Source organism: Luteitalea sp., assembly GCA_009377605.1.
Lineage (GTDB): Bacteria > Acidobacteriota > Vicinamibacteria > Vicinamibacterales > Vicinamibacteraceae > WHTT01.
In genome coordinates this window covers 145,373-156,095 of sequence record WHTT01000002.1, presented here as the reverse complement: position 1 = coordinate 156,095, position 10,723 = coordinate 145,373, and the positions used below count along the sequence as shown (strand labels likewise).

General features: G+C 64.6%; 9 protein-coding genes. 6 read left to right on the top strand and 3 right to left on the bottom strand.

The window, feature by feature from the left end; translation table 11 throughout:
* The first annotated feature begins 25 nt into the window (after positions 1 to 25).
* Genes uvrA through GEV06_01425 form a run of 3 tightly spaced genes read left to right on the top strand, consistent with a single transcriptional unit; the run spans position 26 to position 5,024 of the window.
* Positions 26 to 3,055 carry an excinuclease ABC subunit A gene (gene uvrA / locus GEV06_01435; GenBank protein ID MPZ16567.1) on the top strand — a complete coding sequence of 1,010 codons (3,030 nt, stop codon included), beginning with the start codon at positions 26 to 28 and terminating at the stop codon, positions 3,053 to 3,055.
* A 59-nt stretch (positions 3,056 to 3,114) separates the two neighbouring features.
* Positions 3,115 to 4,344, top strand: a complete 1,230-nt coding sequence (locus tag GEV06_01430) for a hypothetical protein (protein MPZ16566.1) — start codon at positions 3,115 to 3,117, stop codon at positions 4,342 to 4,344.
* Positions 4,341 to 5,024 carry a DNA-3-methyladenine glycosylase gene (locus tag GEV06_01425; GenBank protein MPZ16565.1) on the top strand — a complete coding sequence of 228 codons (684 nt, stop codon included), beginning with the start codon at positions 4,341 to 4,343 and terminating at the stop codon, positions 5,022 to 5,024. The genes GEV06_01430 and GEV06_01425 overlap by 4 nt, the downstream gene beginning before the upstream one ends.
* On the opposite strand, the gene GEV06_01420 is transcribed toward GEV06_01425, so the two are convergent.
* The 3 genes from GEV06_01420 to GEV06_01410 are packed head-to-tail and all read right to left on the bottom strand — an operon-like array spanning position 4,942 to position 8,780.
* On the bottom strand, positions 4,942 to 6,078 hold the full coding sequence (locus GEV06_01420) for a trypsin-like serine protease (GenBank protein ID MPZ16564.1): 1,137 nt from the start codon (positions 6,076 to 6,078) through the stop codon (positions 4,942 to 4,944). The genes GEV06_01425 and GEV06_01420 overlap by 83 nt on opposite strands.
* 16 nt (positions 6,079 to 6,094) lie before the next feature.
* Positions 6,095 to 6,490 (bottom strand): Hsp20 family protein, encoded by a 396-nt coding sequence (locus tag GEV06_01415; GenBank protein ID MPZ16563.1) that lies wholly within the window; start codon positions 6,488 to 6,490, stop codon positions 6,095 to 6,097.
* Positions 6,491 to 6,497: 7 nt separating this feature from the next.
* A complete protein-coding gene (locus tag GEV06_01410) occupies positions 6,498 to 8,780 on the bottom strand; it encodes a M28 family peptidase (protein ID MPZ16562.1) in 2,283 nt (760 codons plus the stop codon).
* A gap of 165 nt (positions 8,781 to 8,945) precedes the next feature.
* On the opposite strand from GEV06_01410, the gene efp reads away from it, so the two are divergent.
* Genes efp through GEV06_01395 form a run of 3 tightly spaced genes read left to right on the top strand, consistent with a single transcriptional unit; the run spans position 8,946 to position 10,583 of the window.
* Complete coding sequence (efp, locus tag GEV06_01405; protein MPZ16561.1) at positions 8,946 to 9,515, top strand: elongation factor P; 570 nt, start codon at positions 8,946 to 8,948, stop codon at positions 9,513 to 9,515.
* A gap of 59 nt (positions 9,516 to 9,574) precedes the next feature.
* On the top strand, positions 9,575 to 10,174 hold the full coding sequence (locus GEV06_01400; protein MPZ16560.1) for a hypothetical protein: 600 nt from the start codon (positions 9,575 to 9,577) through the stop codon (positions 10,172 to 10,174).
* Positions 10,110 to 10,583, top strand: a complete 474-nt coding sequence (locus GEV06_01395) for a metal-sensing transcriptional repressor (protein ID MPZ16559.1) — start codon at positions 10,110 to 10,112, stop codon at positions 10,581 to 10,583. Before GEV06_01400 ends, GEV06_01395 begins: the two co-directional genes overlap by 65 nt.
* Positions 10,584 to 10,723: the final 140 nt, after the last annotated feature.

Genomic DNA, 10,723 nt, shown 5'->3' with positions numbered 1-10,723 from the left:
GGAGTGTCGCCCGTGGAACGCCTTCATGATTTCGTCCAGTCGGCTCCCTATTCGTGATGTCATCGTCCGCGGCGCGCGCACCCATAACCTGAAGAACGTCGACGTTGCGCTCCCCGCACGCAAGCTGATCGTGGTGACCGGTGTCAGCGGCTCCGGCAAGTCGTCACTGGCCTTCGACACCCTGTACGCGGAAGGGCAGAGGCGCTACGTCGAGTCGCTCTCGGCATACGCGCGGCAGTTTCTCGAGCGGATGGAGCGGCCGGACGTCGACGCCGTCGAGAACATTCCGCCCGCCATTGCCATCCGCCAGAAGAACGCCGTGCGGAACCCGCGCTCGACCGTCGGCACGACCACGGAGATTCACGATTATCTCCGCTTGCTGTTTGCGCGCGTCGGCCGCACGATCTGCCGCCAGTGTGGCCGCGAGGTCACGCGAGAGACGCCGGAGGCCGTGGCCGAGCGACTGATCGCGTTGCCAGAGGGAACGCGGTTGCTGCTTGGCTTCGGCTTCCCGCTCGTGACGGTCGATGCGCAGGCGATTGCCGATTCGGACGCGAACGACGTCGACGACAATGGCGAGGGCAGCGAGAAGATCGAGGCAGGATCAGGCGATTCTCTAGACCTGGACGGTCACGACGGTGAGACGACCACCGATTCGCTGACCGCAACGCTCGATGTGCTGCGGCGCAAGGGCTTCACGCGACTGCTCTTGGACGGCCAGGTCGTCAGCCTGGCCGACCTCGCCCCCGAATCGCTCGCCGGCCGCACGGAGCTGGACGTCATCGTCGATCGCGTCAAGATCGAAGGGGATGTACGCAGCCGCCTGACCGACTCGCTCGAGGTGGCGTATCTGGAAGGCGGCGGCGCGGCATTCGCCATCCAACTGCCGCCTTCTACGCCCCAGGGAGGGCCCCAGAGAGGGCTTCTGGGACGGCCCGCTCCCGTCGTCGAGGCGGAGGGCGACACCAGCCCACCCGTGCGGCACCTGTTCAGCGAGCGCTTCGAATGTCGCACGTGCGGCATTGCCTACGAAGCGCCACAGCCCCGGCTGTTCTCGTTCAACAATCCCTTCGGCGCGTGCCCCACGTGTCACGGGTTCGGCAACGTGATGGAGCTCGATGTCGGGCTGGTCGTACCGGACCAGACGAAGACATTGGCGGACGGTGCGGTGGAGCCATGGAGCCGCCCGAATTATCGAAGCTATCAGACACAGCTGAAGCGCGCGGCCAAGGCGCGCGGGGTGCGGGTCAACGTGCCGTGGCAGGATCTCTCAGCCGAAGAGCAGCGCTTCGTGTTGGACGGCGACGATGATGAGTTCGAAGGGATTCGCGGCTTCTTTCGGTGGCTCGAGCGCAAGAAGTACAAGGTACACATCCGCGTGTTCTTGAGCCGCTACCGCGGCTATCTGGAGTGTCCCGACTGCGGGGGCACACGGTTGCGCCGCGACGCGCGCGATGTGCAGGTGGGAAGCAAGACCATCGACCAGGTCTGTGCCCGGACGATTCGCGAGGCGCAGCGATTCTTCGAAGAGCTCCAGCTGGGTCCGCGCGACGCCGCGATTGCCGAGAAGGTGCTCGGGGAGATCACACGGCGGCTCGGCTTTCTCGTCAATGTTGGGCTCGATTACCTGACACTCGACCGGCTCTCGTCCTCGCTCTCGGGAGGCGAAGCGCAGCGCATTAGCCTCGCGACCGCGCTCGGCGCCTCGCTCGTCGGGACACTGTACGTCCTCGACGAACCGTCCATCGGGCTGCACCCGCGTGACAACGAGCGGCTGATTGCCATCCTCCGACAGCTTCGGGATCAAGGCAATACGGTACTGGTCGTCGAGCACGACGCGGACATGATTCTCGTCGCGGACGAGATCATCGACCTGGGTCTCGGCGCTGGCGACCAAGGTGGAAGGGTCGTGTACGCGGGCTCGATCGAGGGACTTCTTGCGGAGCCGCGCTCGTTGACGGGCAAATATCTGCGGGATGAGCTGGCGATTCCGGTGCCGTCATCGCGCCGGCGCCCAACCGGGCAGTATCTTCGCGTGCTCGGTGCGCACGAGCACAACCTGAAGCACATCGACGTCGACATCCCGCTTGGCGTGCTCACGTGCGTCACGGGTGTCAGCGGGTCCGGTAAGTCGACGCTCGTCCACGACCTGCTCTACGCAGGCTTGAAGCGCCTCAAGGGCGACTACGACCGTCCTGTCGGCAAACTGGAGCGAATCGAAGGGATCGAGTTCATCACGGACATCGTGCTCGTCGATCAGACGGCGATCGGACGGACGCCGCGCTCGAACCCGGTGACGTACCTCAAGGCGTTCGACCCGATCCGCGAGCTGTTTGCGTCGACCAAGGACGCGCGCGCGCGCGGCCTGACCTCGAGCAGCTTTTCCTTCAATGTCCCCGGCGGCCGCTGCGACGCGTGCGAAGGCGAAGGTCAGGTGCGGGTGGAGATGCAGTTCCTGGCCGATGTCTTCGTTCCATGTGAGGTGTGCGACGGCAAGCGGTTCAGGCCGCAAGTCCTCGAGGTCACCTACAAAGGCAAGAACATCAACCAGGTGCTCGATCTCACGGTGCGCGAAGCCATCTCGTTCTTCAACAACTCGCCGAAGGTGTTGCGACGGCTTCACCTGTTGGACGAGATCGGGCTCGGCTATCTGAAGCTGGGGCAGCCAGCCACCACCCTCTCCGGTGGAGAGGCGCAGCGCATCAAGATCGCGGCGCACCTGGCCTCGAGCGCGGGTGAGCGGGTGCTCTATGTGCTCGACGAGCCGACAACCGGCTTACACTTCGATGACATCGCCAAGTTGCTGGCAGCGTTCCGCCGGCTGCTGGGGGCGGGACACTCGTTGCTGGTCATCGAGCACAACCTCGACGTGATCAAGACGGCAGACTGGATCGTGGATCTGGGGCCGGAGGGCGGTGACGAAGGCGGAGAAGTGGTGTGTGCCGGCACGCCGGAGCAGGTCGCGGCTCACCCGAGATCACACACGGGGAGGTGGCTTGCCCGCGTGCTCCAGCAATCGCGGGGCGGAGTGTCGGCAGCGGGAAGTATTAGGTAGGGCCGCCTCGCCGAGGCGGCCGTAACGCGCCTCACCGAGGCGGCCGGACGGTTCGTGAGATGAGTCACAACGGCAGATTCGCCTTGATCGCGATATGCGTGGCGCTCGGTGTGGCGGGCGCTTCCGCACAGCGCTTGCCGGCGCCGACGTTCGAGTCGGTCGTGGCGCAGTTGAAGAGCGCGGATCCGGAGCTGCGGCGGGGTGCGCTTCGCGCGCTGGGAGAGACCGGCTACCCTGAGGCGATTGGCCCCATTTCGACGTTGCTGCGCGACCCACTCGACGACATCCAGCGCGAAGCCCTCAATACGCTGATCGGCTTCTTCGTCGCGGAGCCGTTGCAGACGCGTCGCTACGTCGGCATCGTTGAGCTGCGCAACACGAACCTGGCCGAGGCGGCGTTCGATCTGGGCCCTTACAGCGTGATTTTCCAACCTGTGCCCGGGGAGCTGACGGCGAACCTCGCGTCTGCCATGGCGGACCAGAGCGAGCGCACGCGCCTGCACGCCGTCTACGCGCTGGGTGTGATGGCGCGTCCCTCGGTCGACGGTCGAACGGCGCAGGCGCTGATTCGCCTGCTCGAGGATCCAGAGGCCGACATTCGCCGTGCTGCCGCCCGCGTCGCGGGCCGGTTGCGCGTGCAGCAGGCGGGCAATGCGCTCATCGCGTCGATGAACGACCGCGACGAGAGCGTGCGTATCGCCGCCATGCGCGCGGTAGGCGAGGTGCGCGAGTGGCGTGCGCTACAAGCGCTCACCGACTTCTTCACGTATTACGAGCGCGGCCCGCTTGCTGAGGCCGCGCTCGAAGGGCTCGCGCACATCGCGCACGCCTCGAGCCAGGATCTGTTTCGGGAGAGGCTCGGGGATGGCAGTCCTCTCATCCGTCGCTATGCCGTCGAAGGCCTCGCCCGCAGCGGGAATCGGGCGGCGGCGACGGCGGCGGCGACAGCGCTCGAGAGCGAGCAGGACGAAGGCGTGCGTCTGGCGTTGGCCTTCGCGTCGGTCGCAAGCCGCGGATCGGGAGCAGAGACGCTCACGGCTGGGCTCGCCGAGCACGAGCGTTATTCGCAGGCCATGGACTATTTCGTCGAGCTCGGTCCCAAGGCCCTCCCAGGTCTTCGTGCGGCCCTGCAACAGAGCGCTCCACTCGTTCGGCAGCGCGCCGCGATAGTGCTGGGCTTCATTGGCGGCTCCGATGCGCTCGCGCTGCTCGAGTCGGCAGAGCGCGATCCGGACGCCGACGTTGCACGCGCCGCGGAACGAGCGGCCGCGCGCATTCGCCAGCGATGAAGAGACGCCTGCCACGCGGCTTCTACGACCGCCCGACGCTCGAGGTCGCACGCGATCTCATCGGCAAGGTGCTCGTCCACCACACTCCCGACGGCGTTGCCAGCGGCGTGATCGTCGAGGCAGAGGCGTATATTGGCGAGGACGATCCCGCATGCCACGCCGCGGCCGGGCTGACCAAGCGGAGCTCCGTGCTCTATGGTCGCCCGGGCATGGCGTACGTCTACTTCAACTACGGGATGCACTGTCTGGTGAATGCGGTGACCGAAGCAGAAGGGGCGCCCGCCGCCGTGCTCCTACGCGCGCTCGATCCGCTGAAGGGGGTCGAGCTGATGCGACGCCGGCGCATGGCACTCTCTCGCAACGGCCACGAGATTGCCCGGCACTCACTTTGCCGCGGCCCCGGCAACCTCACGCGTGCGCTAGGGATCACGCTGGAGCAAAACAACACCGATCTCTGCGGTGCGGATCTGTTGGTGGAGGATCACGGCTTTCTCCTCGAGCCCATCGCCTGGACCCCGCGCGTCGGCATCAGCGTGGGCACCGACAAGCCATGGCGCTGCGTCGTGGCCGGGCATATGGCCGTGTCGAAGGCCAATGTCACACGCGCCCACGACTCGTTGAGACCACCGGGACCTCCACGTCGAACTCACGGCCGTCGAGATCGATCCCGGCAAGTCTAACCTCGCTACCGATCGGCGCATCGAGCAGCTGCCGCACCAAGTCCGACGCGTTGGTGATCGGCGTGCCGTTGACCGCCCGGATGACGTCGCCCCGCCGAATGCCAGCGTCGTAGGCCGGGCCGCGCTGGAGGTGCGTGACCACAGCGCCCCGCGTATCTTTCAGCCCCAACTGACGTACCAGCCGCGGGTACCGTGTTACAGGGCCGACCCCCATGATCCCCGTGTAGCCGCGTCGGACCTCACCGTGCTCAATGAGCTCGTCGCTGATGCGGCGCGCGACGTTGCTGGGCACGGCAAAGCCGATGCCCTGGTAGCCGCCGGACTGGCTGTAGATGGCCGTGTTGATGCCCACGAGCTCGCCGCGGTCGTTGACCAGCGCACCGCCAGAGTTGCCAGGGTTGATGGCTGCATCGGTTTGTATGAAGTCACCATAGTCCGTGAGATTCACGTCACTCCGGCCCAGTGCGCTGACAATGCCCAGCGTGACCGTTTGATTGAGCTGGTACGGGTTCCCAATCGCCAAGACCCACTCCGCGACCCGCAGCTTCGACGAATCACCCCACGGCATCATCGGCAAGTCGTTCGCCTCTACCTTCAGCAGTGCCAGATCCGTATGGGGATCGGCTCCCACGATCTTGGCGGGACGCTCCTCGCCGCCGTTCAAGACGACCTGGATGCTCGCGCCGTACTCGCCAACCACGTGATTGTTGGTGAGGATGTAGCCATCCGCCGACACGATCACGCCAGAGCCAATGCTCTGGCTCTGCTGACCGGGCAGACGGTCCTCACCGAAGAAGTAGCGGAAGAACGGATCATCGGCAGGCGAACGGCGTACCTGTTGGGATGAGATGTTGGCGACAGCGGGCACGACGCGTGATGCGACGGCCGTGAAGTCTGGAAGGGAAGAGCCAGGCGCTCGAACCTGCACGGCCGGAGCGGTCGTCGCTGCCGGCTGCGCGTCGACACTGTCGCCTGTGCGCATCCGTCCGGCGATGACCAGGCCGGCGAGGAAGCTGGCCACAATCAGCACGACAATGAGAGATGTGCGTTTCATAAGTGCAGACCTGTTGTTACCCGATCTCGATGCGTTCCGATGTGGATCCCCGAGTCTTGGGCAGGATAACGGTGAGGACGCCGCTGGTCAGGTCCGCGGTGACACCCGAGACGTCAACAGGGTCGGGGAACTCGAACCGGCGTGTGAAGCGGCCGTACCCGCGCTCGACCCGCACATAGCTCGCCTCACCGCCGGGCAGTGCCCGGCGCTCCCCCTGCAAGGTCAGCGCACCGGGGGTTGCGCTGAGGTCGAGGTCCTCCAGGCGCAAGCCAGGCAACTCGACAACCAACGTGTAGCTCTCGCGGGTTTCGTAGAGATCGGCGACGGGCACCCATCCTGCGCTGTGGGAGGCGACCAGGCGGGTTGCTCGCTCGCTCGCCTTCAGCAGCTCTTCGAGCGGATCCCAGCGCATACAGCGATTATGGCACGTGCGGGAGCGCCTCGAGCTGTTCCGCGACGCGGACGACGAGCGCTGCTTCGGCTTCCAGCACCTTCGCCACGCTGGCCACGCCCGCTTCCACCTGCGTCCATTCTTTCTGCTCGATGGCTTCACGGACAGCTGGAAGCGTCTTGACACCGTAGCCGGTGTAGAAGCCGGGCGCGTAGATCTGGTGCTTGTACCACTCACGCTCGGGCAGGCCCTCTGTCGTCGCGAGCGCACGCTCGGCTTGGAGCAGCTCGCGATTGATCGCGGAGGCCCCGCCCTGTGCCAACGCTTTCCCTCCGTTTGCGTGAACGCGGTTGACGGCTTGGCCATATCGCTCGGCGGCAGCCTGAAGCGCGTCGACGGCATTCTCGAGCGGTGCGAAATTGATATGCGGCGGAACCTCCTCGCGCGCAGGCAGCGGGCGGGGGCGTTTCGGATCCGTGACTGCGGCAAAGACCCCCTCGTCAATTTGCCGATTGCGCTCCTCGATGTCCCGACGCTGCGACGTTGCCAGCTCTTTCACTTCGTCGAGGTAGACCGCCACGGTATCCGCGAGTGCCGAAAAGTCGTACGGCAAGAGCTCGGCATCGGCGAGCCGCATGACGACACTGCCGGCTGTTTGCGCCAGCGCGCGGCCGTACACGAAGTCCGGATCGCCGAAGCGCGAGTACCAGTAGAAGTCGTCGTAGATGGAATGATAGATGCCACCGTCTGCTTCACCGCTGAACGAGAGGTTGAGCGACGCGATGCCCAGGTGATCCAGAAAAGCCGTGTAGTCCGATCCTGAGCCCAGCGCACCTAGCCTGAGATGGGGCCGCTGCCTGATCTCCTGCCGTTCTTCCTGCGAGTCCGCCTGCGCGATTCGCCGCAGTTGAAGTCGCTTCCAGATGGAGAGCTCCGTCTCCGGGTCGTCCACGTCGCGGGCCACATGGTTGACGACCGGTTCGAGGAGATGCGAGCCGCTCATCGCGAGAAACCCACGGCTGTTGCTGTCGGAGTTCACGTAGGCCACCGCCTTCTGTCGCAGCTCCTCAGCGTGTGCCTCCACCCATTCCGTGGAGCCGATCAGGCCCGGCTCCTCGGCGCCCCATGCGGCGTAGACAATCGTTCGCTTGGGCCGCCACCCTTGCTTCAGGAGCTCGCCCAGCGCGCGCGCCTCCTCGAGCTCTGCGACCATGCCGGAGATGGGATCTTGTGCCCCGTTGACCCATGCGTCGTGATGGTTGCCGCGGACGATCCATTCGTCGGGGTAGAGCGCTCCTCGGATCTTTGCGATGACGTTGTACACCGGCTTGCGCTCCCAACTGGACGCCACCTTGAGATGGACCTTCGCCGGGCCTGGCCCGACGTGGTAGGTGAAGCCCAAGGCGCCGCGCCAGCTTGCAGGCGCCACCGGCCCATCGAGCGCGCGCAGCAGCGGAGCGGCATCACCGTACGAGATGGGCAGCACCGGGATCTTCGTGAGCGTCTTGACCTCGGCGATCTCCAAGCGCTTGGCGTCAGGTAAGGCCCCGACGCCAGGTGTCAGCGGATCGCCAGGATAGAGCGGCATGTCCATGACGCTCCCGCGCTGCACGCCCTGCTCGGGGCGCCATGGTCCGCGAGGAAAGGCGTCTCCCTCGAAATACCCATCGTCGCGCGGATCGGAGTAGATCAGGCAACCCACCGCGCCGTGCTCTGCCGCCACCTTCGGCTTGATCCCGCGCCACGACTGGCCATATTTTGCGATCACGATGGCGCCCTCGACCGAGACACCGAGGCGCTCCAGCTCCTCGTAATCTGCAGGGATGCCGTAATTGACGTAAACCAAGGGTGCGGTGACATCTCCGTCGATGGAATACGCGTTGTAGGAGGGAAGCTGCTCACTCTGCTGATTCGACGTCGGATCCTCCGCGACAGGTGGCTCCTGCAATGTTGCGGCGACCTCGGAGGGGGCAATCATCTCCACCAAGCGCTCTTTGGGTGTCGGGAAGAGCGCGTCGAATACCTCGATCTGGGCATCCCAGCCCCATGCCTTGAATTGAGCGAGGATCCATTCCGCGACTTCCTTGTCGTAGTCGGAACCGACATGGTGCGGCCGAGCCGAAAGATGCTTCATGGCCTCGTGAAGCCGATCGGTGGATGGCAGAGCGCGGAACTTCTCGACCCACGCGCGGTGCTCGGCGGCGGCGCTGTCAGAGTAGCCGACGATCGACGATGATTCCTGTGCCGCGGTCAGCGTGGCGGTGGCGAGGAGAATGAGGATGTAGGCGGCAAATTTCGCAACGCGTCGCATGGGTCCAATTATAGGGGGCAATCAGGCTTGCCTAGCCGAAGCTCGCCGGGGGCGAGCGAAGGCTGGTAGCATAAAGGGTTCTGTGCGGAGCCGTGGCTGCGCGCCTTCGGAAATTATCTGGAGCTCGCCCGACCTTCAGGTCGGGCTCGTGATTATGGGAGCGTCATGAGTCTTTCGGTTCAAGCAACCCGACTGCGGAAGGGAAATCTCATCAAGCACAACACAGAGCTGTACCGCGTGCTCGAAACGGCGCACATGACGCCCGGCAACAAGCGGGGCTTCGTGCGCGCCAAGCTTCGAAAGGTCCGGGACGGCACGTTGCTCGAGCACAAGTTTCGCTCGGAGGATTTCATCGAGCGGGGCATCCTCGACGAACGGGAAATGCAGTTCGTCTATCGTGACGGCTCGCAGTTTTGCTTCATGGACCTCGAGAATTACGAGCAGGTGCACCTTTCGGACGAGGCGCTCGGCGATTCGGTCTACTACTTGCTGCCGGAGGTGACTCTCAAGGTGGAGTTCCACGAGGGGCAGCCGGTCGGTATCGAGCTGCCTACCTCGGTCGACCTCAAGGTGCTCGACACCGTGCCCGGCATCAAAGGCGCGACGGCTGCCGCACAGGTGAAGCCCGCCACGCTGGAGACCGGCCTCGTCGTCAACGTCCCGGCGTTTGTCAGCACCGGTGACGTGATTCGTGTGAGCACGGAGACGGGAGATTACCTGTCGAGAGCGAGTTGAGGCAGGCGGGGTGTGGGTCGCGACAGGCCCCGCCTTGACCTTCCCCGGACGTTCTTCGCATGATCGAGGACGAAGGTCGATTTCTTCCAACGACATTGGATCTTGCCCGCATCCTCTCTATCGTTCTCCTGCTGTTTGGCGTCGGGTTCCTGATTGCAAACGTGCGGCTGCTCGCGGACCTGATACGGTCCCGACGGCTCCGAGCGTCGGCGCAGCTCACCTGGCCTGCTCGGCGGCCTCCTTACTATGGCCTCGGCCTCGCCATCGCGATGACGCTCGGCGTCATTGTCTTCGTGAAGCTGGTGCTCCAGCAGCGACCCCCTGCGGACGTCTTCGGCGAGCTCATGATGCTCATCTACTATGGCTACCTGGCTCCCCTGACGGCACGGATTGCCCGTGGCTTCTATGCGGATGGCGTATGGTCGGAGACCGGTTATCTCCCCTACCACATGATTGCGGGGCTCTCCTGGCGCGAAGGGGAGCAGCTCACCTTGCTACTCATGCCGAGGATGGCCCGGGTGGCGCGATATTTGATAGTGCCACAGGCGTACTACGGGGAGGCTCGGCGATTGCTCCGGGACAAGATCGCCCGGCATGACATCCACTTCGCGGACCGGGCGTTGGATCTCGGCGTCCGCGACGACCGCGATACCGTCTAATGAAGAGGACGTAAACAGCAGCACACTCTTCCCTGCAGGGCGCAGCGGGACACCACCAAACGCGGAACGTGTTAGGATTGTTACAATGGATGAGGTAGCTACAATGGACGCGATAGTTTCCAGGAGCGAAACGTTGATCGACGAATCCCATCAGCAGAACCTGATCGCGCGGTTAAAGCGCGTCGAGGGGCAGGTCCGTGGGATACGGCGAATGGTGCAGGAACCGCGTTTGTGTATTGAAATCTTGCAGCAGCTCGCCGCCGCGGAAGCGGCCATCAACCGCATCAGCCTTGCCGTTTTGCGTTATCACGTTGACCATTGCGTCCCAGAGGGTGTGGCCCTGGGCGGTGAAGAACAGCGCAAGCGCCTGACGGAGCTCGTGGACATTTTCGACCGCTTTGCCCGCTAGGCGGAGGAGCCGACGCGAGGGGGATAGGGCGATGCCGCTGTCCCTGAAAAGACTTCCCCTCGAAGGTCGAAAAGCTCCCTTGATGAGAACAAAAGCGTTCGGTCAACCTCGACCAGACGTCGCCGGATCTCGACTAGGGT

What these genes read in the sequence shown, in the direction of transcription:
- GEV06_01420 (MPZ16564.1), bottom strand. Translation starts at nt 6,078, where the DNA reads ATGAAACGCACATCTCTCATTGTCGTGCTGATTGTGGCCAGCTTCCTC.
- uvrA (MPZ16567.1), top strand. Translation starts at nt 26, where the DNA reads ATGATTTCGTCCAGTCGGCTCCCTATTCGTGATGTCATCGTCCGCGGC.
- GEV06_01415 (MPZ16563.1), bottom strand. Translation starts at nt 6,490, where the DNA reads ATGCGCTGGGATCCGCTCGAAGAGCTGCTGAAGGCGAGCGAGCGAGCA.
- GEV06_01425 (MPZ16565.1), top strand. Translation starts at nt 4,341, where the DNA reads ATGAAGAGACGCCTGCCACGCGGCTTCTACGACCGCCCGACGCTCGAG.
- GEV06_01395 (MPZ16559.1), top strand. Translation starts at nt 10,110, where the DNA reads ATGACATCCACTTCGCGGACCGGGCGTTGGATCTCGGCGTCCGCGACG.
- GEV06_01430 (MPZ16566.1), top strand. Translation starts at nt 3,115, where the DNA reads ATGAGTCACAACGGCAGATTCGCCTTGATCGCGATATGCGTGGCGCTC.
- GEV06_01410 (MPZ16562.1), bottom strand. Translation starts at nt 8,780, where the DNA reads ATGCGACGCGTTGCGAAATTTGCCGCCTACATCCTCATTCTCCTCGCC.
- efp (MPZ16561.1), top strand. Translation starts at nt 8,946, where the DNA reads ATGAGTCTTTCGGTTCAAGCAACCCGACTGCGGAAGGGAAATCTCATC.
- GEV06_01400 (MPZ16560.1), top strand. Translation starts at nt 9,575, where the DNA reads ATGATCGAGGACGAAGGTCGATTTCTTCCAACGACATTGGATCTTGCC.